Genomic DNA, 24491 nt, shown 5'->3' with positions numbered 1-24491 from the left:
GGATGCTCATTCCTGTCGCGAAGTCAGCTGGTCCCGCAGCACCGCGGCGATCCGGGCGAGCGGTTCGGGGTCGAGCAGGTGATGGTGGCCGGCGGGAACGTCGTGCACCGCCAGCTCTCCGGCGACGAACGGCTGCCACGCCCCCGGCTTCCGGGCGGGCACGTCCCGGTGGCCCTGTGCGCGGAAGAACACGACGTCGCCGCGGAACCGGGCAGGCTCGTGGGCTTCGGCGAGGCGCATGTTCGTCATCAGCACCTCCGAGACGCGGTTCAGCTGTTCCCTGCTCATCGACTGCAGGGCGCCGTCTCCCAGCCGCAGCCGTTCGACCCATTCCTCGCTGGCCCGCGCGCTCCATCCGTCGCTGCCGGGTTCTCCCGCGTACGGGTAGCCGTCGGCGATCGCCAGCAGTTCGACCTTCGCACCGGACTCCTGGAGGAGGACGGCTGTCTCGTGCGCGAGGTTCCCGCCGAAGGACCAGCCCAGCAAGCGGTACGGGCCCTCGGGCTGTACTCGCCGGATCTGCGCCAGGCAGTCCCGCGCCATCTCTCGCAAGCTGCCCGGAGTGTAGGAGGCTTCGGAGAGAGAACGGGCCTGCACGGCGTACAGCGGGAGGTCCGGTAAATGGCCGGCGAACCCCGCGTACGCCCATCCGATGCCGATTCCGGGGTGCAGCAGGAAAAGCGGGGTTCCGGACCTTCCGGGAGCGAGCGGGAGCAGCACCCGGAACGGATCGTCGAGCTGGTTTCTCTCCAGCAGTTCGCTCATTTGCTCGACCGTCGGCGCCTGGAAGACGTCGGCGATGGTGACGGGGCGGTCGAAGGCGGTGTGGATGGCGGTGGCGAGGCGGGCGGCGAGGAGGGAGTGGCCGCCGTGCTGGAAGAAGTTGTCGTGGAGGCCGATCGCGGGCCGCTCGAGGACGGCGGCGAAGAGTCTGGCGAGGGCCTGTTCCTGGGGCGTCGCGGGCCGGGGGTCCCGGGCAGCGGCGACGTGCGGTGCCGGGAGCGCGGAGCGGTCGAGTTTTCCGTTGGGGGATAGGGGGATCCGAGGGATCACGACGTGATGGGCGGGGAGCATGTAGTGCGGAAGCCGGGCGGCGAGGTGGTCGCGGAGCGCGGCGGCGAGGCCCGCGGGAGTCGGGTGCTGTGGTGCGCGGGGAATCTGGGCGGAGGCCGAGGGTTCGCGGGTGGCGTAGAGGTTGACGAGTGTGGAACCGGTGAGGGTTTCCGGAGTTTCGCGGGTGACGCTGAAGCCGCGGTCTTCGAGCATCGCGGTGATGGTGTGGGCGCGGTTGTTTATGTCGTGGACTTCGATGACGGTTTGCCGGATTGTTTTCCAGTGTTCGGGTCGGATGCCGTGGAGGATTTCGAGTTCGGATTTTTCGGCGTCGATTTTGAGGAGGCCGATGACGGCGATGTGGTGTTCGTCGATGATGTCGGAGAGGGGGCGGATTCGGGTGGTGATTTCGTGGCGGTCGTGGAGGCGTTCGGTGATGAGGTCGTCGACGAGCGGGCCGGCGTCGGGGTCGCGGTGGGCGTAGGCATTGACTGAGGCGCGGTCCTGGTCTTCGTCGGCGTGCCTGCCGGAAAGGATGGACAACTGCGGGTAGTAGGTGAAGGTCGCGGTGGTGTTATCGCTGCCTAGGGCGTGGTTGAAGAGATGTGCGTTGATGTTGTGCAGTGTGGTGTTGACGGTGAGTTCTTGGTGGAGCTGGGGGATGGGTTCGAAGGCGTAGATGGTGATGTCGTCGGCTTGGCTGTGGGCGAATAGGGCGAACATGCCGATGTGGGCGCCGATGTCGATGACGGTGTCGCCGGGGTTGAGGTGGATTCCGTGTCGGAGGTATTCGTTGTTGTCGAAGATTTCTTCGTAGAGGAAGTCGATTTCGGCTTGGGTGCGGCCGGTCATGACGGCGCCGTTGGGCAGTTGATGGCGGGGGAGGTCGGCGTCGAGTTCGGCGAGGCGTCGCAGATAGGGTTCGGCGGGGACGACGTAGCTGACGATTTGCGGGTTGCCAGGGGTGGTTTCGCGCAAGGCGGTGGCGGCGTCGGCGACACCGGGGTGTTCGTTGAGGAGTGCGGTGATTTCGTCGAGTTCGATTCTTTGGCCGCGGATTTTGACCTGGTTGTCGGCGCGGCCGAGATAGTGCAGGTTGCCGGTGGCGTCCCAGCGCGCGATGTCGCCGGTCCGGTACATCCGATCGCCTGGCGACCCCCATGGGTCGGCAAGGAATCGCTCGGCGGTGAGGTCGGGGCGGTTGAGGTAGCCGAGTGCGATTTGGGTTCCCGCGAGATACAGCTCGCCGGGTACGCCGATGGGGCGCGGGTCGCGGTGTTCGTCTAGCACGTAAGCGCGGGTGTTCCAGACGGGCTTGCCAATCGGGACCGTCGGATGTCCGGGGCGGCAGTCCCAGCTGGTGACGTCGACGGCGGCCTCGGTAGGCCCGTAGAGGTTGAACAGCGGTGCCTGTAGCGTTTCGTAGTAGGTGTTTTGCAGGTCCGGCGGCAGCGCTTCACCGCTGCAGACGACCGCGCGGAGGGACGTGCAATCGGCTGCGCGAGGTTCGGTTACGAAAGCGCGAAGCATGGACGGGACGAAATGCGCGATGCTGATTTCTTCCGTGCGGATCAGTTCGGCGAGATACGCGGGATCGCGGTGGCCGCCGGGTTTCGCCACGACCAGGGTCGCGCCCTGGGTGAGCGGCCAGAAGAATTCCCAGACCGAGACGTCGAAGGACGCGGGGGTTTTCTGAACGACGCGGTCGTCGGGAGTGAGGCGGAATTTGCGCTGCATCCACTGGAGCCGGTTGACGATCGCCTCGTGATGCACTACGACGCCTTTAGGCCGACCGGTCGAGCCGGACGTGTAGATCACGTAAGCGGGTGCGTCGCCCCGAACCGGGCGTGCTGGCGCGACAACGGCACCGTCACCGGGGGCGGCCACGATCGGTGCGGTCCCGGGGAAACGGTGCCGGAACGCTGGGTCGGCCACCAGGGCGGCGGGGTCGGCCTCGTCGATCATCCAGCGGAGCCGGTCGTCGGGAAGGTCGACGTCCAGCGGGAGGTAGGCGGCTCCGGTGCGCAGCGCGGCGAGCAGGGCCACGACGAGGTCGACTGAGCGCGGCAATGCGATGCCGACAACACGCCCAGGACCGGCGCCGTGCTCGGCCAGCCGGGTCGCCAGCGCGGCGGCGCGCTGGTGCAGGTCTGCGTACAAGACGCGTTCCTCGCCGAACACGATCGCTTCCGCGTCCGGGGAACGCTCGGCCTGTGCCTGCAGCAACTCCCACAACCCGGTTTCCGGCACCGGGACCGCGGTGTCGTTCCAGGACGCCAGGACCGCCAGTTCCTCGTCCGTCACCACGCTCAACTGCCCGACCGCCGTGTCAGGCTCGGCGACGGCCCGGTCCAGCAGCGAGGACAGTTGCCGGGCCATCCGCTGGACAGTGCCGGCGTCGAACAGGTCGGTGGCGTACTCGATCTTGCCTTCGATGCCCGCGCTGCCGCCCGCGTCGGCGAACTGTTCGATGAAGCCGAAAGTCAGGTCGAACTTGGCGGTGCGGACGTCCGCGCGCAGCGGCTCGACCGACAGCCCTGGCAGGACGAACTCGTATTCGGCCTGGGTGCGGGTGGTCAGCATGACCTGGAAAAGCGGGTGCCGGGAGAGCAGCCGAGGCGGATTGAGGAGTTCCACGACGGTGTCGAAGGGAACGTCCTGGTGGTCGAACGCGGCGAGGTCGACCGAGCGCACCCGGGCCAGCACCTCGCGGAACGTCGGCGCGCCCGAGAGGTCGATTCTCAGCACCTGCGTGTTGACGAAGAAGCCGACCAGGTCCGCCAGCGCGACGTCGGTCCGGCCTGCGGTGATGCCGCCGATCGGGACGTCGGGGCCTGCCCCGAGCCTGGACAGCAAGACGGCCAGCGCCGCCTGCAGGACCATGTAGGTGCTGGTGCCGGTTTGCGTGGCGAGCTCGCGCACTCGTTCGTGAGTCGCCGCGCTCAGCGCGAGGTCGACTGACGCCCCGCGGTTGGTCGGAGTGCGCGGACGGGGCCGGTCGAACGGCAGCGGCAGGTCCTCGGGCAGTCCGGCGAGCGCGGTCCGCCAGTACTCCAGCTGCCGCGCGTACGAGTCTTCGCCGAGATCTCGTTGCCAGACCGCGTAGTCCGCGTACTGGACCGGCAGTGGTGTCCACTGTGGATCGTTTCCGGCGAGGCGGGCGCGGTACGCGGTCGAGAGATCGCGGCTGAGCGGAGCCATCGACCAGCCGTCACTCGCGATGTGGTGGACGAGCAGGAGCAGCACGTGGTCGGCCGGGCCGAGCCGGAACAGCGTCGCCCGGAGGGGCAGTTCGCGGGACAGGTCGAACGGCCGGCCGGCCGCCGCGTCGATCATGTCCTGCAGCGCGGAAAGCTCGGCGCTGACTTCCGCCAGTTCGATCCGCCCGTCGTGGCGGACCTCCTGCCGGGGCTGGCCGTCGACGACCGGGAAGGCGGTGCGCAGCACCTCGTGCCGCCGGCTCACGTCGTCGAGGGCGGCCGACAGCGCTTGCCGGTTCACTTCGCCGCGCAGCCGCAGGACGGTCGGCAAGTGATAGGTCGGGTCGCCCTGCTGCGTCTGGTTCAGGAACCACAACCGCTGCTGTGCGAAGGACAACGGCACGGATTCCGGCCGTGGCCGCGCGGTGACCGGCGGCAGCTCTGCCGGGCGCCGTTCTTGGTCGAGCGCGGCCGCGAGCGTGCTCACCGTCGGGTACTCGAAGATGTCGGCGATGGTGGTAGGTCGGTCGAGCGTCGTGTGGATGGCGGTGGCGAGGCGGGCGGCGAGGAGGGAGTGGCCGCCGTGCTGGAAGAAGTTGTCGTGGAGGCCGATCGCGGGCCGCTCGAGGACGGCGGCGAAAAGGTCGGCGAGGATGTGTTCTTGAGGGGTGAGCGGCCGGTTGTCGCGGGTGACGGTCGCGTCCGGGGGTGCGGGGAGCGCGGCGTGGTGGAGTTTTCCGTTGGGGGAGAGAGGGATTCGGGGAATGGCGACGTAGTGGGCGGGGAGCATGTAGCGCGGAAGGTGGGCGGCGAGGTGGTCGCGGAGCGCGGCGGCGAGGTCGTCGGCGGTGGTGAAGGCGACGGGCCGTGGCGCGGTGGGTGCGGGTTCGCGGGCAGCGTAGATGTTGACGAGGGAGGAGCCGGTGAGGGTGGCGGCGGTTTCGGTGGTGACGGTGAAGCCGAGTTCGCGAAGCTGAGCCGTGATGGTGTGGGCGCGGTTGTTTATGTCGTGGACTTCGATGACGGTTTGCCGGATTGTTTTCCAGTGTTCGGGTCGGATGCCGTGGAGGATTTCGAGTTCGGATTTTTCGGCGTCGATTTTGAGGAGGCCGATGACGGCGATGTGGTGTTCGTCGATGATGTCGGAGAGGGGCCGGATTCGGGTGGTGATTTCGTGGCGGTCGTGGAGACGTTCGGTGATCAGGTCGTCGACCAGCGGGTCGGCGTCGCCGTACCGGTGGGCGTAGGCGTGGACTGAGGCCCGGTCTTGGGTTTCGTCGGCGTGCAGTCCGGAGAGAATCGACAGTTGCGGGTAGTAGGTGAAGGTGGTGGTGGTGTCCTGGTCTCCTAGGGCGTGGTTGAAAAGGCGGGCGTTGATGTTGTGCAGCGTGGTGTTGACGGCGAGTTCTTGGTGGAGCTGCGGGACTGGTTCGAAGGCGTAGATCGTGATGTCGTCGGCCTGGCTGTGGGCGAATAGGGCGAACATGCCGATGTGGGCACCGATGTCGATGACGGTGTCGCCAGGTCTCAGGTGGATTCCGTGTCGGAGGTATTCGTTGTTTTCGAAGATTTCTTCGTAGAGGAAGTCGATTTCGGCTTGGGTGCGGCCGGTCACGACAGCGCCGTTGGGCAGGCGGTGGCGGGGGAGATCGGCGTCGAGTTCGGCGAGACGCTGCAGATAGGGTTCGGCGGGGACGACGTAGCTGACGATTTGCGGGTTCCCGGGGGTCGTTTCGCGGATCGTGGTGGCTGCGTGGGCGACACCGGGATGTTCGTTGAGGAGCGCGGTGATTTCGTCGAGTTCGATTCTCTGGCCGCGGATTTTGACCTGGTTGTCGGCGCGGCCGAGGTAATGGAGGTTGCCGGTGGCGTCCCAGCGCGCGATGTCGCCGGTTCGGTACATGCGTGAGCCGGGCGGTCCCCAGGGGTCGGGGAGGAATCGCTCGGCGGTGAGGTCGGGGCGGTTGAGGTAGCCGAGTGCGATTTGGGTTCCCGCGAGATACAGCTCTCCGGGCGTGCCGATGGGGCGCGGGTTGTGGTCGTTGTCGAGGATGTAGGCGCGGGTGTTCCAGACCGGTCGTCCGATGGGAACGGCGGGGTGCCCGGGGCGGCAGTCCCAGCTGGTGACGTCGACGGCGGCTTCGGTGGGGCCGTAGAGATTGAACAGGGGAGCTTGCAGGGTTTCGTAGTAGGTGTTTTGCAGGTCTGGCGGCAGTGCTTCGCCGCTGCAGACGACCGCGCGCAGGCTGGTGCATTCGGCTGAGCGGGGTTCGGCGAGGAACGCGCGGAGCATGGACGGGACGAAGTGGGCGATGCTGATGCGTTCGGTGCGGATCAGCTCGGCCAGGTAGACGGGATCGCGGTGGCCGCCGGGTTTCGCCACGACCAGGGTCGCGCCCTGGATGAGCGGCCAGAAGAATTCCCACACGGACACGTCGAAGGACGCGGGGGTTTTCTGGACGACCCGGTCCTCGGGGGTCAGCTCGAACTTGTGCTGCATCCACCGGAGCCGGTTGACGATCGCCTCGTGGTGCACTACGACGCCCTTGGGCCGGCCGGTCGAGCCGGACGTGTAGATCACGTAGGCCGGCGCGGTTCCCGGGACCCGGACCGCCGGTCTGACCGGTGCCGTGCCGGAAGCGGAGACGATCGGCGCGGTGCCGGGAAGGCGGTCGCCGAACCCGGGTTCGGCCACGAGCGCGGCGGGTTCGGCCTCGTCGATCATCCAGCGGAGCCGGTCGTCGGGAAGGTCGACGTCCAGCGGCAGATAGGCGGCTCCGGTGCGCAGGGCGGCGAGCAGGGCCACGACCAGTTCGACCGAACGGGGAAGCGCGACCGCGACGATCCGGCCGGGTCCGGCGCCGTGCTCGGCCAGCCGGGTCGCGAGCGCGGCGGCGCGCTGGAGCAGGTCTGCGTACGAGACGCGCTCGTCGCCGAACGCCACTGCTTCCGCGTCCGGGGAACGCTCGGCCTGTGCCTGCAGCAACTGCCACAGATCCGTTTCCGGCACCGGCGCCGCGGTGTCGTTCCAGGACGCCAGGACCGCCAGCTCCTCGTCCGTCGCCGCGCCCAATCGCCCGATCGTCGCGTCGGGCTCAGCGGTCGCCTTCACGGCGAGCAGCGCGAACCGCGCGGCCATGCGTTCGACGGTGTCGCGTTCGAACAGATCGGACCGGTAGGTCAGCACGACCTTCAGCTGTCCGTCGACGACCATCGACCGGAACTCCAGATCGAACCGGGTCACCGGGTTCGTCCAGTGCTGCCGTTCGGCCCCCGTGGACGATTTCGCGTCCTCGGCCGATTCGAACTCGCCGTGATGCAGGAACACCACGTCGAACAGCGGGTTGCCCGCGGCGGACCGGTCTGCCTCAGCCGCCGCGGCCAGGTCGCCGAGCGGCACCCGCTGGCGGTCGACGGCGTCCCGGACATCGGCATGCACCGCGCGCGCCAGTTCACGGAATGTTAGCCCAGTGTAAATTCTGCTTCGCAATGGGACGGTGTTGACGAAGAACCCGACGACGTCGCGAAAGCGCGGATCGGTGCGTCCGTTGAGAACGATTCCAGTGGTGACGTCCTGCTGGCCGCTTTGTATCGAGATCAGCGTCTGGAAGAGGGCTGCGATGACATTGGGAAACGCGCTACGGGTCCGGAGGCTGAGTTTCTTGAGGGCCGATGTCGTTTCTTCGGAAAGCTCGATCTCGACCTGCGCCCCGGGGCTCGCCGATGCACTTCGCCGGGACGAATCCGCAGGCAGCCGGAGGCGTTCGAATCCTGCCATTTTCTCTCGCCAATAGGCGAGGTCGTCGGCGAGCTCGCCGGTTTCGGAACGGCGTTTTTCCCCGGCCGCGAAATCCTCGTAACCCGTCTCGAGCGGTTCGAGCCCGGTGTCCTCGCCGGTGAGCTCGTGGTCGTAGAACGCGAGGAAGTCGCGCAGCAGGAGCCGGTAGGACCAGCCGTCGACGGCGATGTGGTGGCAGACCAGGCACAGCAGGTCGGCGTCGCCGCCGCGGTGCAGCAGCAGTGCGCGCGCGGGCGGACCGATCCCCAGGTCGAACGGCTCTTTTGTCGCCTCGAGCACCAGGTCTTCCCAGTTCCGGCCGTCGTCGCACCGGCGGTGGCCGAGCGGGATCTCCGGTTCGTCCGCGCAGGTCGCGGAGAGCCCGGCTTCGGTCTCGGCGTAGCGGGTGCGCAACTGGGGATGGCGTCCGGCGAGCCGGCGCAGTGCGTTCCGCAGCGCCCGCTCGTCGGCTCCGCCGGGGAATCGGACAAGCAGCGGTAAATTGTACGCGGTGGCGACCGCGTTGATTTTGTCGGCGATCCACAGCTGCTGCTGGCCCGACGAAACGGCTATTTCGCGCATTCTGTTTTCACCCGCAAGTTCGTGTGTCCGAATAAGGCGAGGCTGTGAACGAAACGCTAAACGGGCGGTGCTGTGCCTGACTGGCCGATGCTCATCCTGTCCCCCTGCTGAGAAGTCGCCGGCGGCCGCCGGAAGAAATGAGGTGATCGCGCACTCGGGGAATTCAATCCAATGGACTAATTCCGCGAAATATTTGTCAGTATACCGAGGGGCCGTCCGCTGTCAACGGCGTTGTCGGCAGCCCTGCTTTCGGCCGTTGACACTCTCCGCGGCCTAGGCTTAGGTTAACGGAGTCTGAACGTGGGACCACATGCCAGGGGGAGGCACGATCTTGCGCGCCACAGTCATTTTTTGCCCGGAGTCGCCGTGACGGCGGCCGCCGGCGGCTGAGTCCGCCCGCGCTGCCCGCGACCGGATGAGCCTCGCTGTGCGCGGGGCCGGTCGCGCTCTCCGAAGGGTGCCGGCCTGCCGGCCATTCCCCGGACTCGTCGGGCCGGGGCCGTTCACCGCCTTTTTGCGAGGACGTCGATGTCTCTGTCTCAAGGTAAGGAACTTCAGGATCGGATAGACCGGGTGCTGCCGGTGCTCCGCGAGCACGCGGCCGAGGTCGACGCGGACGCCAGGTTCCCCGTGGAATCGCTGAACGCGTTGCGGGAACAGGGATTCCTGGGCCTGCCCGCGCCCGTCGCGCACGGCGGCGGCGGTGCTTCGCCCGCGGTCTTCGCCGACGTCGCCCAGCAGCTGGCGGGCGCCTGCCTGTCGACCGCGCAGATCTGGGCCATGCATTTCTTCCAGGTCGACGCGATCGCCCGGTTCGGCACTCCCGAACTGTGCGCGGACCTGCTGCCGCGCGTCGCGCGCGGCGAGGTCTACATCGCGTCGGTGACCAGCGAACGCGGACGCGGCGCGAGTTTGTTCGAGGCGGACGCTCCCTTGCGGCCGGACGGCGACCGCGTGGTGATCGAGCGGACCGCTCCGGTCGTGACCGGCGGCGCGCACGCCGACGGCTACCTCGTCACGATGCGACGCGGTCCGGACTCGTCGCGCCACGACGTCGCCTGGGTCTACGCGGATCGGGCGAGCCTCAAGCGCACCGACGTGGTCGGCGAGTGGAACACCCTCGGGATGCGGGCGACCGAGAGCATCGGCATGGTGCTGGAGGGCGCGGCGCCCGCGCACAACGTGCTGCGCGACGGCGAACTCGGCGGCGTGGCAAGGGACAGCATGATCCCGATGTCGCATCTGGGCTGGGCCGCGTGTTGGCTCGGCGCCGCGCGCGGGGCGCTGGCCGATCTCGTCCGGTGGCTGCGCAAGTCGGGCAAGTTCGACGACGGCGGGCCCTCGGACCTCGTCCTGGAGCGGCTCGGTCGGATCCGGCTCGACCTCGAACTGACCAGCGCGTACCTGACGCGGGTCCGGGAACGGGTGGAATCGGCGAGGGCGGACGGCCGGTCGCTGTCCGATCCGTGCACGCAGCTGCAGCTCAACTCGCTCAAACTCGCCGCGTCCGAACTCTCCTTCCGCGCGGTCGACGGCATGATCCAGCTGGGCGGCCTCCGGGTCGGCTATCTGAAGAACAGCCCGGTGGCGCTGGAGCGCGTGTTCCGGGATCTGCGCGCCGCCAGCCTCAACCACGCGAACGACGGCCTGTGGGTCGGCGTCGGCGGGCTGTCCCTGATGGACCGCTCGGTCGCCTTGATCTGAGCATTCCCCTCGCGCCGTGCGGCCTCGCGTGGCGCATGGCCTCCCGAAATGGTGCGATTTCGTGAAAACCTCAGTGGCACAAAAGGAACCGTACTGGCAGTTGCTCGAGCTGATCTCGATCGCCGACCCCGGCGACGAGACCTGGCGAACGGCCGAAGAGCTCTTCGCCGAGGGCGTGGACATCGATCTGCTGCTCAGCTTCGCCGCACGCCACCGGATGGTCGCGGTGCTCGCCGACTTCGTGCGCCGGGCGGGCGCGATCTACGACGTCCCGGCCGGGGTGCAGCATCTGCTGAACAACACCCTCGACTGGACCAGGCACCGAGCACGGCTGCTGGCCGAGGCGGCGGGCGAGATCGCCGGCACGGCCGGGGAACGCGGGCTCGACATCGTGTTCAACAAAGGCATCGTGCTGCAGTCCACGCTTTACGACGACCGGGGCGTGCGGTTCTTCGCCGACGTGGACCTCATGGTCGGCCCGGACCAGCGCCGCGAACTCGCCGCGGCGCTGCGGGACCTCGGCTACAGCGAAGGCCAGGAGTACGACGCCAAGACCGAACAGCTCGTCGACCTGCCCCGGGAGTACAAGCTGATCTACCAGCTCTACCCCGATCACCTGCCGCATTTCCACCGGCTCACCGCCGGCTCCGGCGTGCCGTTCAACCGGGTCGACGTCGCGTTCAACCTCACCTGGTACGGCAGCGCCTGGCAGGTGCCGATGAGCGAGGTGCTGAAAGGCCGGGCGACCGCGCGCCTCGGCGACGGCACGGAGCTGCCGGTTCTCGACCCGGTGTACGGCTTTCTGTTCCTGGTGCTGCACTTGTTCCGGGAGTCGTGGTTCCAGCGGACGGCGGAGGCGGGCGGGCTCCGGCTCATCCAGTTCGCCGACATCCGGAAGTTCTGGGAGCGCTACGGCCGGCCGGTCGCCGCCGAGTTGACCGAGACGATCGGCAGGCACGACCTCGGACCGGCCGTCGCGTGGGTGTGCCATCACGTCGACGAGCTGTTCGGCGGCGAAATCGTGGCGGAGCTGGGACTCGGCCGGTTCCAGGAGCCGGAGTGGCTGCGCAGCGCTGGCGCGAAGGACGGCACCAGCCTCGCCTGGGACGGCGACATGCGGGCGCGGCTGGCGGCGCGGGAGCCGCTGGTTTTCCGGCAGGCGGCCGAACCGCCGTTCGCGGCGCAGGCACGGATCTTCAAGGCTGGTGCGAAAGGGGATGGGGATCGTGTGGGATGAACGGTTCGAACAGGCGGTCCGGACGAAGCTGCCGATGCTCGCCTCCGAGCCGCGGCTGCGGCCGGACCTGTCGTTGCGCGACTTCGGCCTGGACTCGATGAAGATCATGGACCTCATCGTCGGGCTGGAATCGGCTTACGGTACCGAGTTCCCGGACGAGGCGCTGACCTTCGAGGCGTTCGCGACGCCGGGGCGGCTGTGGGAACTGGTGCGCGAGCACATGGTGGACGCGCCCGGCAGACGCGCGGGGACGAAGTGACCCTGCACCAGCGGTTCGCCGGGGCGGTGGCGCGCTTCCCGGAGCGAACGGCACTGGAGCTGGACGGCACTTCCCTGACGTACCGGGAACTCGGCTCGCTGTGCGAGGGCCTCGCGTCGCGGATCGCCGCGGACCTCGGCCGGACGCCGCGACGGGTGGGTCTGCTGAGCGGTCGTTCCCTGACCGCGTATGCCGGATACCTTGCGGTGCAACGACTTGGCGCGACCTGTGTGCCGCTGAGCCCGAAAGCGCCGTCGGCCCGCAATGCGGCCAGCGTCGCCGCCGCAGGACTCGACGCGGTGCTGTCCGACGACGTCGCGGCAGACCTGGGCGTACCGACCGTGACGGTGTCCGCCGTCGACGTGAAGGAGATGATCGGGAGCGGACGGACGCTCGGCCCGGCTCCCGCCTCGGCCCAGGAACTCGCGTACGTCCTGTTCACCTCCGGCTCGACCGGCACGCCCAAGGGAGTGCCGATCCGGCATGAGAACGTCGCCTCCTACTTGGACCACGTGGTGGAGCGCTACGAGATCGGACCGGGCGCGCGGCTGTCGCAGAATTTCGAGCTGACCTTCGATTTGTCGGTCTTCGACCTGTATGCGGCATGGACTTCGGGCGCCACGCTCGTCGCCCCGTCCTCTCGGGATCTCCTTTCCGTGGTGGGCTTTGCCCGGCGAAACGAACTGACGCACTGGTTCTCCGTGCCGTCGGTGGTGTCGTACGCGATGCGACGCGGCTCTCTCGTCCCCGATGCCATGCCTGCGCTGAAGTGGAGCCTGTTCTGCGGCGAGCCGTTGACGGTCGAGCAAGCCGCGGCCTGGCAGCGCGCGGCGCCGCGAAGCACGCTGGAGAATCTGTACGGACCGACCGAACTCACCATTTCGTGCGCGCAGTACCGGTTGCCGCGCAACGTCGAAGAACGGTTGCGCGGGCACCCTTCGGTGCCGATCGGCACGCCGTACCCGCACCTCCAGCACATCGTCGTGGACGAGAACGGGACGCAGGCCGACACCGGCGAGCTGTGCGTGCGCGGACCGCAGCGGTTCGACGGCTACCTCGATCCCGCCGACAACGAGGGCCGGTTCGTCGAACTGGACGAGAACGGCGTGGCGAGGCGCTACGCCGGCTCGGAGCCGCTCGGCGAACGGCATTGGTACCGCACCGGCGACCGGGTCCAGGCGCACGAGGAGGGCTGGCTCTACCTGGGACGGCTGGACAACCAGGTGAAGGTGCGCGGTCACCGGGTCGAGCTCGAAGAGGTCGAGTGGGCCGTCCGGGACCAGCTCAAGATCGCGCAGGCAGCGGTGCTCGCGGTTCCGGACGACCACGGCGACCTGTGCCTCGCCTGCGTTCTTCCGGGGCCGCCGGGCGCTCCGGACGCGGTGGTGCGCGAATTGCGCGACCGGTTGCCCGAGTACATGATCCCGCAGCGGATCGTGTACGTCGACGAGCTGCCGTTGAACGGAAACGGCAAGATCGACCGGCGCGCGGCAGCGCGCCGGTTCGCCGCGGAAACAGAAGAGGGGCCATGACAGACCAGTTCGGGGTGTATTTGATCGCCGTGCGGGGCGGGAAACTGCTCGCGCTGCGCCGGGAAGAGGACGACGACCCGTTGTTCAAAGGAGTCCTCGACTATCCCGGCGGCCGGATCGAACCGGGCGAGACGCCCGAGGCGGCGGCGGTGCGCGAAGGAGTCGAGGAGACCGGGCTGGAATTCGGCGAGATCGAGTACCTGCGCGAATGGTCGCACGCGTGGGACGACGGCCGGGTCTTCCACGTGAAGACGTTCGTCGGCTGGGAACCGGCGGGCGACGTCCGGCTGAGCGACGAGCACTCCGCCTTCGCCTGGGTCACGCCCGAGGAGATGCTGGCCGAGCAGTACCCGGAGCAGATGAAGTCCGAGATCTTCCGGTCGTGGCTGGACGGGCTGCGGGGCGACACCCGCCTCGTCCAGGCCCGCGTCGCGGAACACTACTGAGGGGAAGCCAAGTGCGCGCGGTCTTGTTCAGCACTGCCGGCGAAGTGAGCGTCGAGCAGGTAGCGGATCCGCGGCTGCGGGACGCCTCCGACGCGATCGTCGCGATCGGGGCGGCCGCGGTGTGCGGCTCCGACCTTTGGTACTACCGGGGCGTCGAGCCGCTGGAACCGGGCTCGCGGATGGGGCACGAGTTCGTCGGCGTGGTCGAGGCCGTGGGCGCGGACGTGACGAGCGTGCGGCCGGGCGACGCGGTCGTGGCCCCGTTCACCTTCTCCGACGGCACCTGCGACGCGTGCCGGCGGGGATACCCGACGTCGTGTTCCAGCGGCGGGATGTGGGGCGGAGCCGCGGATCCGGGCGGCGCGCAGGCGGAAGCGATCCGCGTGCCGTTCGCGGACGCGACGCTGGTGCGGCTGCCCGGCGCGGCGGACGCCGCCACGCTGCGGGCCTGCCTGCCGCTGGCGGACGTCCTGCCGACGGGCTGGCACGCGATGGCGGACTGCGGTCCGGGCGCCGCGGTCGCGATCGTCGGGGACGGGCCGGTGGCGGCCAGCGCGGTGATGGCCGCGAAGCTGCGCGGTGTCGAACGGATCCTGGTGCTGGGCCATCACGAGCACCGGCTCGCGCTGGCCGCGAAGCTCGGCGCGGAGACGGTGCTGGGCGCCGGTTCTCCGGAAGAGGACGCGCAATCGGTCCGCGACGCTTTCGGCGATCTCGCGACGACAGTGGTGGAATGCGTCGGGACACAGCGATCCGTCGACGCGGCTCTCGCGTGCGTGCAGGACGGCGGACGGCTCGTTTACGTCGGCCTGCCCGCCGAGGGCGCCGGGATCTCGTTGCTGGACACGTTCGATCGCAACCTCCTCATCCGCGGCGGCGTCGCGCCGGCGCGGGTCTACATTCCGGCTCTCCTCGACGAAATCACCGCGGGGAAGCTCGATCCCTCCGTGCTGTTCGATTCGGCCGTCACCCTGGACGAGGCACCGATCGCTTACGAGCAAATGCATCAGCGCCAAGTGATGAAAGCGTTGATGACACCGTGAGCGCGTCCTCGCACACCTTGGCGGCCGCCGTCGCCGGGGCGCGCTTCGCGGACATCGCCGAACAGTACGCCCCCGACGCCGTGCTGGAGTCGTACGTGACCGGCCGACGGGAGACCGCCGAAGGGGCGCAGGCGATCGCCCGCGCCTGGCCCGGCGCGGTCGGCCGGGGCGAGGTGGTGCGGAGCCAGCGGACCGACCTGCCCGGCGCGGTCGAACTCGACCTGCAGCGGGCGGCCGCGTCCGGGCCGGTCCGGCGGGTGCACCGGTTCGAGCTGGCCGGCGGCCTGGTGCGCCGGCACGTGGTGTATCCGGCGAAACCGAAAGAGGATCCGGTGCTGCCGGAGGGCTGTCCGGCCGGGGTGGCGCCGGGCACGGTCCGCGAGCTGGTCCACGACGGACTGTCCGGGGCGAATCTGTTCCGGGCCGAACTCGAGACCGGCGAACCGGTCGTGATCAAGCACATCCGGCCCGCCGACGACTGGATGGCCCGGGCCACCGCGGATCCGGGCCGGGAAGGCCTGCTGTACGTCGAGGGGGTCTACGACGCGCTGCCCGCCGCGATCGGCTCAGCGGTGATCGGCGCCGAGGCGGTCGACGACGGATGGGTCCTGCTCATGCGAGACCTGACGGCCGACCGTCGCGCGCTGCTCGATTCGGCGGACCCGCGTTCGTGGGAGCGCATGCTCGCCGCCGTGCACGAGATGCACGAGGCGTTGCGCGGTCGCCCGCCCTCCGCGGCGCTGTGCTCGGTGTCGGACCGGCTGCGGCTGTTCTCGCCGGTGCGGCCGTTCGTCGAGGCGCGCGGTTCGGACACGCTGCCGAAGATGCTCACGACGAACTGGGAGTGCTTCGCCGAACACGGCCCGGCCGATCTCGTGCACGAGGTCTTCCGATTGGCTGACGACCCGTCGGGACTGCTCGCCGCGCTTGCCGACAGTGCCCCGTTCACGGTGCTGCACGGCGATTTCCGGCCGCAGAACCTTGCGCTGTCCCCGGCCGGGGTCACCGCGCTGGACTGGGGGCTGGCCTGCTACGGACCGCCGGAGCTGGAGTTCGTGTGGTTTCTGTCCAACACGGCGTGGGGCGAGGACCAGGAACGCGACGACCTCGAAGCGGCCTGGACCCGGATCAGCGGCACCGCCAGGACGAGCCGGGCCGCGGACCTCGCTGTCGTGTACCACGCGGTGATGGGCGAGATCTCTTTCCTGCTCACGGAATCGCGCAACCAGGTGGCCGGGTTCGCGCGCCCGGCCCCGGCGACCGCCCGGTGGTGGCTGCGCAGACTGGACCGGGCGCTGGACCGGTTGGGCTCGTTGGAGCCGCGGCGTGCGGAGCTGACCGCGGGTGTGTGAGGACCTGCCCCGCACCCCCGCGGCCGCGCTCACGCTCCGGTCACTGCCGGCGTTCGATCAGGTAGTCGCCGAGGACGAGGGCATCCATTCCGGTGCGCAGGAAGGTGCGCAGCGCGTCGCCGGGGGAGCGCACGATCGGCTCGTCGTAGGTGTTGAACGAGGTGTTCAGCACCAGCGGCACCCCGGTCTGCCGGTGGAAGGCGGTGATCATCTCGTGGTAGCGGGGATTGACCTCCGGCCACACCGTCTGCATCCGCGCGGTCCCGTCGACGTGCACGATCGCGGGGACGGCCGCCCGCTTTTCGGGGCGGACCGGAACGGCGAACGACATGAAGTTGGTCGACAGCGAAGTGCGCTCGAATTCGAACCATTCCGCCGCGTGCTCGCCCAGCACGCTCGGGGCGAACGGCCGGAAGTACTCCCGGTGCTTCACCCGCACGTTGATCAGATCCTTGATCGCCAGGCTGCGCGGGTCGCCGATGATCGAGCGGTTGCCGAGCGCCCGCGGGCCGATCTCGGCCGCGCCCTGGAACCAGCCCACGACGAGACCGTCGGCGACCAGTCCGGCGGCCGTTTCCGCCGCGGACTCCAGTTTGGCCGCTGTGACCGGGACTCCCTCGAGCGCCGCTTCGATCTCGGCGTTGCCGAACGCCTCGGACCCGATGTACGGGTCGTTCAGCACGAACCGCGATGCGACCTCGCCGCGAGTGTGGGCGACCCAGAGCGCGGCGCCGAGCGCGGTCCCGCCGTCGTGGGCCAGCGGCTGGACGAAAACGCCGTCGAACGGGCCGCGGTTGAGCAGCCTGCCCATCGCGACGCAGTTGAGCGCGACACCGCCGGCCAGGCACAGGTTGCGCGATCCGGTCCGCTCCTTCAGCGTGGCGGCGAGCGACTGCAGGATCTCGGTGGTCATCTCCTGCAGGCTCGACGCCACCTGGGCGTACCGGTAGTCGAACGGAGTGTTCGGCGCGCGGCGCGGGCCGAACAGTTCCTCCAGCGGTCCGTAGTCCTCGACCCGGAACCGGAACAGGTCCGCGTCCACGTCGAACGGCTTCGCGCCCCGCCGGACGATGCGGGCGAATTCCGCCCGGTACCTCTCCGGCGGCGCGAACGCCGCGAGCGCCATCAGTTTCGGGGCCGAGTAATCGTCCAGCCCGGTGAACTTGGCGAATTTCTCCCAGACGAATCCGAGCGAATCGGGGTATTCGATCGTTTCGACGGCTTCCAGCGTGCTGCCGCGGCCGTGCGCGAGCAATGCCGTCGAATGCTCGCCGATTCCGTCGATGCTCAAGACCGCGGCCTCGTCGAACGGCGAAGCGAAGTACGTGCTGGCCGCGTGCGCCGTTTCGTGCCCGACCCACACCCAGCGGTCCTGGATATCGACGCCGAGCGCCTTGCTGACCAGTTCCGGCACATTTTCGAGCTTTTCCAGGAGGACTCTTTCGCCGTCGGCGTGGCCCCAGGAACCGGCGGTGAGCCGTTCGTTCATCGGCGGCTTGCGCAGCTTCGGATCGAATGAGAAAGCGACGAAGTCGATCTCGTCCGCGGTGATCCCGGAGCGCTCGAGGCAGTCCTTGATCGCGGCGGCCGGGATCTCGTCCACGGTGTCGATGTCGGCCGGTTTGGCGTGCTTGCGGCGGTTGAAGCGCTCCTCCTCGGCCAGTGCCAGCACGGTCGAGCCGCGGACGAGGCACGCCGCCGACTCGTGGTAGACGCCGTTGATGCCCAATACGACAGGATCGCGCTTCATGCATTTCTCCCTCGTTTTTACCGTGCCTTTGTCTGGGCAGGCACGAATGTTCGCCAGTGAGGTTTAGCCGTCCCTTCCGGGCGGTGATGCCTCCTGGTCGATTACTTTCGAGAATGGACGCGAGCAGCCGAACCGAACGGGCGGCAAGGTCCTCGACGCGCCTTTAACGAGCGCGCGACAATGTGATCATGCCAAGTGTACGGTGGTCATTTCCCGGACGCAACTACTTTCGGGGTTCCCTTCCCGCGGCGGCCGGTGGTACGTTCGGAAAAACGGCGGTCGAGATCCGGCGTCCTAGGGGGACTCGTGCACGAAGCGAGACTGGGCATTGCTGTGCCCGAAGAAGAAAGCGACATCTATTTCGAGATCTTCACCCTCGCCGAGCAGGTCGGCGCGATCAATCTCGCCCAGGGTTTTCCCGACGGCGCACCGACTCCGCGGCTGGACATCACCGAGGCGGCGCTGCGAAGCCAGCGCAGCCGCCAGTACGCGCCGCTGTACGGCACGGCCGAACTCAGGTCCGAGCTGGCCGCCCGCGCCGAGGCGCGCGGCCTGAGCTACGACCCGGACGGGGAGATCACGGTCACTGTCGGGTGCACCGAAGCGGTCGCCGCAGCTTTGCTCGCGGTGACGCCTCCGGACTCGGAAATCCTTGCGCTGGAACCGTTTTACGACAACTACCCCGGGTTGGCCCGGCTCGCCGGGGCGCGGCTGGTCCCGGTTCCGCTCGCCGGTTCGCGCGGTTCGGGGCCGCTCGAACCGGACTTCGACGCGCTGCGCCGCGCGGTCACGCCGGCGACCCGCACGCTGCTGCTGAACACCCCGAACAACCCGACCGGATTCACGCTGTCCGCGCGGTCCGCGGCGGACCTGGCGGAGTTCGCCGTCGAGCACGATCTGCTCGTGGTCAGCGACGAGGTGTACGAGGAGCACACCTACGACGGGCCGCACGTCTGCATCGCTGCACAGGAAGGCATGCGGGAGCGGACGATCGTCTGCTCGTCGGCGTCGAAGATGCTGTCGCTGGGCGGCTGGCGGATCGGCTGGATGTACGCGCCGCGCGAACTGAGCGTCAAGGCCCAATACCACCACCGGCACCTGGCTTTCTCCGTGCCCGCCCCGCTGCAGGCGATCACCGCTTCGGCGTTGCGCTGGGCCGACGACAGCGGCTATTTCGACACGCTGCGCGCGGAGTACCGGGTGCGCCGCAACATCTTGTGGCGCGGCCTGACCGAGGCCGGCTTGCGGCCGCAACTGCCGTCCGGCGGGTTCTTCGTCACCGCGGACGCCGGTCCGTGGGGCGCGGGCGAGGACATCGAGGCGTTCGCGAAGGACCTCGTGGCCACGACGGGAGTCGCCGCGCTGCCGATGAGCGACTTCTTCCCCGACCGCCGCTCGGCGGGCCGGCTGCTCCGGTTCGCCTTCTGCAAGCCGGTGCCGACGCTGCGCGAGGCGGTTCAGCGGCTGGCGGGCGTGCCGCGCTGAAAAACCGGGCTCCGGCCCGCACCACGGGAACGAAGGGGAATCGCATGACCGGCTCCGGACTGCACGTCGCACTGCTCGGCATCGACGGCACCGGCAAGACCGCGATGGCCAAGATGCTGTCGAAGGCGCTGGCCGACGGCGGGCACGACGTCAAGATGCTCAGCTGGCGCAAGGAAATCTCGGCGAACGAGCGCGAGAACACCCGGCAGGCGCTGCGGCAGCTGTGGGTCGAATCGTTCCGCCTGCTGCACCTGGGCGTGGACGCTCCGCCGCCGCCGCCCGCGTTCGCCGCGTTCGAGGAGGAAGGGTGGGAGGAACGCTACGGATCGACCGCGTTCACCCGCAACGTGCCCGCCGGGCCGCTGGCCGCCGCGTGGCTGGAATGGGTCGGCCAGGTGCTGCTGTACCACGAAGCCGTGCTGCCGTACACCGCCCGCGGCACGCACGTGATCGACGAGAGCTTCAGCCTGAAGATGGCCTACAAGGAACTCTACGTCGCCCGCAAGCTGGCGACCGGCCCGATGATGATCGAGGAGATCGAACGGGCGCAGGAGATGCTGACGGAGTTGTTCCAGCGCTGTGCCCCGGACGTCGGGCTGGTGATTTCCGGTCCGGTCGAACGGTCCTATCGCTGGCGGATGGCGCAGAAGGGGTCCCTCGGCCCGCTGGAAGACCTTGGCGCGGCGGGCGAGGGCCGCGGCCGCGCGGGCTATCTGGAACTGCAGTCCGCCTGCGACGGCTTCTTCCGCGAGTTCGCCGCGAAGTGGGGGTGGCACGTGTTCGAGATGCAGGACGGTCCCGCCGAGGCCAACTTCGCGCGGCTGCGTGCCGAACTCGCCGCTCACCCCCGGCTGGCCGCGCTGCTCGGCTGACGCGTTCGCCCGCTCGCCATTGTTGTTTCCCGACTGCTCCACGGAGGTTCGCGAATGAGTTTGGTCAGTGCGCACAACGAATGGGACCAGCTGGAGGAGGTCGTGGTCGGCTCCGCGCTCGGCGCCCGGATCCCGCGCGCCGAACGCAGCATCCTGACGATGGACTACCACGACGCGGGCGGCGCCGAGAGACTCGAATCCGGCAAGTACCCGCTGGCGGCGATCGAACAGGCGGAGGAGGAGCTCGAGGAGTTCTGCGCCGCGCTGACCGGACTCGGCGTCACCGTCCGCAGACCGGCGCCCGCCGATCCGGACGCGGTCCTGCGGACCGGCTTGTGGGAGACGGAGGGATACCTCGACCACGCCCCGCGCGACACCGTGCTGGTGGTGGGCGATCTGCTGATCGAAGCGCCGATGGTGGTGCGCGGGAGGGCGCTCAAGCAGTCGTTGTACAAGCCGTTGCTGCTGGAGTACTTCAACTCCGGTGCGCGCTGGATCTCGGCGCCGCGCCCGGCGCTCGCCGACGAGATGTACCGGCCCGAGCTGCCGGAGGGGCAACGGCTCGCCGACCTCGAACCGTGTTTCGACGCGGCCAACGTCATCCGCCTCGGCACCGATCTGATCTACCAGGTGTCCGACGGCGGCAATGAAATGGGAGCCCGCTGGCTGCAGCAGGCGGTCGGCCCGGAGTACACCGTGCACGCCTGCCGCGACCTCTATCCCTCCGCGCACATCGACACCACGGTGGTGCCGCTGCGGCCGGGCCTGGTGCTGCTGCATCCGGAACGGGTGAACGACGGGAACCTGCCGGAGATCTTCCGGTCCTGGGACAAGATCTGGTGCCCGGAGATGGTGGACATCGGCTGGTCCGGCTCGTTCCCGATCAACTCGGTGTGGATCGGCATGAACCTGCTCAGCATCAGCCCGGAGCTGGTCGCCGTCGACAAGCGGCAGACCGCGCTGATCAAGGAACTGGAAGCGCACAAGGTCGACGTGCTGCCGCTGAAACTGAGCCAGGCGCGCACGTTCGGCGGCGGCTTCCACTGCGCGACCCTCGACGTCCGCCGGACCGGGACTTTGGAAACCTATCGGTGAGGGGCAGCGACGTCGTGCTGGAGGTGCTGCGCACCGAGGGCGTGCGGCACGTGTTCGGCAATCCCGGCACCACCGAGCTTCCGCTGATGACCGCGTTGTCGGCGGCACGCGATCCGCGGTACGTGCTCGGTCTCCAGGAAAGCTCTGTGGTCGCGATGGCGGACGGCTGCGCACAGGCCACCGGCAGGCCGGCCATGGCGAACCTGCACGCCATGGCCGGGCTCGGGAACGCCGTGGGAAACCTGACCAACGCGGTGGTGCAGCGCACCCCGCTGGTGATCACCGCGGGACAGGCGGACCAGCGGCATCTCGTGCAGGATCCGTTGCTGTCCGGCGATCTCGCCGGGCTGGCCGCGCCGGTGGCGAAGTGGACGCACGAGGTCCGCCGGGTCGAGGACCTCGGGGTGGTGCTGCGCCGGGCGTTCCGCGACGCGGCGTCGGAGCCGACCGGCCCGGTGTTCGTGTCGCTGCCGGTCGACGTCCTGGAAGCGGAGGACCCTCGCGGCGCGCGGGCGGTGCCGCCGCGATCGCCGGTGGAGCGCGGCGGTTGCGCACCCCGCGCGGCCGAACTGGCGCGGCTGTTGTGCGACGTGCCGCCGGACCAGGTCGCGGTGGTGGCCGGGGACGAGGTGGCCGCGAGCGGTGCGGTCGACGCGCTGACCGGGTTCGCGGAAGCGGCCGGAGCACGGGTGTTCGGATCGTCGTTGCACGCCACCACCGTTTTCCCGACCACTCATCCGTTGTGGGCGGGCCAGCTCGGACTGTCCACGGCGGAGGTCCGGGACGCCTTGGCCGGGTTCAAGAGGGTGCTGCTGCTGGGCGGCAGGGTTTTCATGGCCTACGGATACAGCGGCGGCGACTTCGTGGCGCCGGGGACGGAGCTGCTGCAGGTGGCTCCCGATCCGCATCAGCTGGCCAGATCGGTGCCGGTGCGGCTCGGCGTCAGCGGCGATCTGCGGTGCACCCTCGAAGAGCTGACAGCGAAGGTCGCGCTGCTGGCCGACGGCGAGCGCGCAGCCAAGGAGCTCGCCCGGGCAGGCGAGGTGCGGGCCGAGGCCGAACGGGCTGCCGAGGACGGGGCCCGGGCGCGCTACGCCGAAGCGCCGATGGCGCCGGTGGCAGCGGTGCACGCGGTCCTCCGGGCGTTGCCGGACGACGTGGTCGTCGTGGACGAGTCGATGAGCAGCGACGTCTACGTGCGCCGGTTCCACCGGGCGGGCAAGCCAGGGCGGTACTTCGCCGCCCGCGGCGGGGGACTGGGCTGGGGCATGCCCGCCGCGGCGGGCGTCTGCATCGGACGCGGGCTCGACCCGGTGGTGTGCTTCGTCGGCGACGGATCGGCGATGTACAGCCCGCAGGCGCTGTGGACCGCCGCGCACGAACGGCTGCCGGTGCTTTTCGTGGTGGTCAACAACTGCCAGTACCTGATGTTGAAGGACAACCTCCGCGGACGGGTGCCCGCGCTGGCCGGACAGGGCCGGCTGGTCGGCATGGACCTCGTGGAGCCGCGGATCGACTTCGTCGCGCTCGCGGGCGCGATGGGGGTCAAGGGCGTCGTGGCCGAGAGCCCGGGCGAAGCCGCCGACGCCGCGGCGATGGCATGGCGCTCGGGCGAACCGTATGTGGTGGAGCTGCGCGTCGGGGTGTCGTGACCGCGGCCGGCCATGCGAGGAAAGGGGGCGGGATGAAGAATCCGACGAGGCAGAGCGATCGCGTCGATCCGGTCAACGAGGTCGGCCGGATCGAGACCAGGGGCATCGAGCCGGTGCCGGACCGGGAACGCCGGGGGCGGGCCCGCCAGTTGTTCCCGGTCTGGCTGTCGTCGAACCTCGCCTACCTCTACATCCTGCTCGGCGGCACGCTGACGGTGCTCGGGCTCAGCATCGGGCAGGCGGTGCTGGTGCTGGTGGCGGGCAACCTGTTCTGGGTGCTGGTCGGCCTGCTCGCCGCGAGCGGCGTGCCGTCCGGGGCACCGAGTTCGGTGGTCATGCGCGCGATGTTCGGCGTGCGCGGCAACCGGGTCGTCGGCAGCGGCCTCGGCTGGCTGACCGCCGTGGGGTTCGGCGCGATCAACCTGTCGATCACCGCGATGGCCGGCCTCGCGCTGCTCGGCGTCTTCGGCGCGGACACCGGATCGATCTGGCTGCAGCTCCTCGTGCTCGCGGTGGTCGGTGTGGCCACGTTCGCGGTGAGCGTGTACGGCCACGCGACGATCCTGCACCTGAGCAAGTACTTCGGAGTGCTGCTCGCGGTGTGCCTCGCGATCCTGGCGGCCATCGTGGTGAGCCGGGCGGACTTCTCCCATCTCCCGGCGCCGCCGGAACACGGCACGGCGGCGGCTCTGCTCGCCGGCTTCACCGTGATCGCGTCGGGACCGGTGTCCTGGCTGACCGGCGCCGACTACGCGCGCTACCTGCCGCGGTCCGAAAGCCCGGCGAAAGCCGCGTGGTGGACCGGCTTCGGCGGCGCGCTGCCCGCGCTGGTCTTGGGCAGCATCGGCGTACTGGCCGGAACCGTGGTCGACATGGCCGATCCGCAGACCTCGATGGCGGCCATCCTGCCGAGGTGGTTCTACCCGGTTTTCCTGGTGGCCGTGCTGCTCGGCACTCTCACCAACAACGTGTCGACCTTCTACTCGTCCGGCCTGATGCTCCAGGCGGTCGGGCTCCGCGCGCCCCGGGCCCGGACCGTGCTGCTGGACGCGGCGGTGGGCCTTCTGCTGACCGCGTACATGCTGATGGCGCCCAGCTTCCTCACCGCGCTGAACAACATCCTGACGCTCGCGGTGACCTATCTCGGCCCGGTCATGGCGATCTACGCCGTCGATCTCGTGCGCCGCCGCAACCGGTACGACGGCCCCGGCCTGGCCGACATCCGCAGCACCAGCCCGTTCTGGTTCCGCAACGGCGTGAACTGGCAAGGGTGCTGGGCTTTCGCGGCCGGCACCGGGGCAGCGCTGCTGTGCGCCAGCACGACACTGTGGCAGGGACCGGTTTCGGTCGCTCTCGGCGGCGTCGACCTCTCCGCGGTCGTCGGCCCGATCGTGGGCGGCGCGCTCTACGCGGTGCTGTACCGCGAACCTGGTCGCGACCGGTACTGACCG

14 protein-coding genes are annotated in these 24491 nt (G+C 69.2%); 12 read left to right on the top strand and 2 right to left on the bottom strand.

What is annotated here, in order from left to right:
• Nucleotides 1-6: 6 nt before the first annotated feature.
• Nucleotides 7-8613 carry an amino acid adenylation domain-containing protein gene (locus WA670_RS25145; RefSeq protein WP_336159050.1) on the bottom strand — a complete coding sequence of 2869 codons (8607 nt, stop codon included), beginning with the start codon at nt 8611-8613 and terminating at the stop codon, nt 7-9.
• Between the two features lie 573 nt (nt 8614-9186).
• On the opposite strand from WA670_RS25145, the gene WA670_RS25140 reads away from it, so the two are divergent.
• The 7 genes from WA670_RS25140 to WA670_RS25110 all read left to right on the top strand — a co-directional run bounded on the left by WA670_RS25140 (nt 9187) and on the right by WA670_RS25110 (nt 16186).
• A complete protein-coding gene (locus WA670_RS25140; RefSeq protein ID WP_336159049.1) occupies nt 9187-10317 on the top strand; it encodes an acyl-CoA dehydrogenase family protein in 1131 nt (376 codons plus the stop codon).
• A 61-nt stretch (nt 10318-10378) separates the two neighbouring features.
• Complete coding sequence (locus tag WA670_RS25135; RefSeq protein WP_158714565.1) at nt 10379-11554, top strand: nucleotidyltransferase family protein; 1176 nt, start codon at nt 10379-10381, stop codon at nt 11552-11554.
• Complete coding sequence (locus WA670_RS25130) at nt 11544-11813, top strand: acyl carrier protein (RefSeq protein WP_037818694.1); 270 nt, start codon at nt 11544-11546, stop codon at nt 11811-11813. Before WA670_RS25135 ends, WA670_RS25130 begins: the two co-directional genes overlap by 11 nt.
• The gene (locus WA670_RS25125) at nt 11810-13345 is read left to right on the top strand and encodes an AMP-binding protein (RefSeq protein WP_336159048.1); all 1536 of its coding nucleotides are present in this window, start codon (nt 11810-11812) and stop codon (nt 13343-13345) included. Before WA670_RS25130 ends, WA670_RS25125 begins: the two co-directional genes overlap by 4 nt.
• A complete protein-coding gene (locus WA670_RS25120; RefSeq protein WP_051729588.1) occupies nt 13342-13791 on the top strand; it encodes an NUDIX domain-containing protein in 450 nt (149 codons plus the stop codon). Before WA670_RS25125 ends, WA670_RS25120 begins: the two co-directional genes overlap by 4 nt.
• Before the next feature lie 11 nt (nt 13792-13802).
• On the top strand, nt 13803-14834 hold the full coding sequence (locus WA670_RS25115) for an alcohol dehydrogenase catalytic domain-containing protein (RefSeq protein ID WP_336159047.1): 1032 nt from the start codon (nt 13803-13805) through the stop codon (nt 14832-14834).
• Complete coding sequence (locus WA670_RS25110) at nt 14831-16186, top strand: phosphotransferase (protein ID WP_336159046.1); 1356 nt, start codon at nt 14831-14833, stop codon at nt 16184-16186. Before WA670_RS25115 ends, WA670_RS25110 begins: the two co-directional genes overlap by 4 nt.
• A 40-nt stretch (nt 16187-16226) precedes the next feature.
• On the opposite strand, the gene WA670_RS25105 is transcribed toward WA670_RS25110, so the two are convergent.
• Nucleotides 16227-17936: a carbamoyltransferase family protein gene (locus tag WA670_RS25105; protein ID WP_134733361.1), complete on the bottom strand. Its 1710-nt coding sequence runs from the start codon at nt 17934-17936 to the stop codon at nt 16227-16229.
• 333 nt (nt 17937-18269) lie between these two features.
• On the opposite strand from WA670_RS25105, the gene WA670_RS25100 reads away from it, so the two are divergent.
• From WA670_RS25100 to WA670_RS25080, 5 genes are read left to right on the top strand one after another with little or no spacing between them, the layout of a single operon-like run.
• Nucleotides 18270-19421: an aminotransferase class I/II-fold pyridoxal phosphate-dependent enzyme gene (locus WA670_RS25100; protein ID WP_167754364.1), complete on the top strand. Its 1152-nt coding sequence runs from the start codon at nt 18270-18272 to the stop codon at nt 19419-19421.
• Nucleotides 19422-19465: 44 nt separating this feature from the next.
• Nucleotides 19466-20293, top strand: a complete 828-nt coding sequence (locus WA670_RS25095) for a hypothetical protein (RefSeq protein WP_037818592.1) — start codon at nt 19466-19468, stop codon at nt 20291-20293.
• Between the two features lie 54 nt (nt 20294-20347).
• On the top strand, nt 20348-21388 hold the full coding sequence (locus tag WA670_RS25090; RefSeq protein WP_037818593.1) for an inosamine-phosphate amidinotransferase: 1041 nt from the start codon (nt 20348-20350) through the stop codon (nt 21386-21388).
• Nucleotides 21385-23040, top strand: a complete 1656-nt coding sequence (locus WA670_RS25085; RefSeq protein ID WP_037818594.1) for a thiamine pyrophosphate-binding protein — start codon at nt 21385-21387, stop codon at nt 23038-23040. Before WA670_RS25090 ends, WA670_RS25085 begins: the two co-directional genes overlap by 4 nt.
• A 32-nt stretch (nt 23041-23072) precedes the next feature.
• Nucleotides 23073-24488, top strand: coding sequence for a purine-cytosine permease family protein (locus WA670_RS25080; protein WP_037818596.1), 1416 nt, complete (start codon nt 23073-23075; stop codon nt 24486-24488).
• Nucleotides 24489-24491 lie beyond the last annotated feature (3 nt).

Source organism: Amycolatopsis sp. VC5-11, assembly GCF_037034185.1.
In the GTDB taxonomy this organism is placed as follows: domain Bacteria; phylum Actinomycetota; class Actinomycetes; order Mycobacteriales; family Pseudonocardiaceae; genus Amycolatopsis; species Amycolatopsis nivea.
This window is presented reverse-complemented; position numbering and strand designations above follow the sequence as displayed.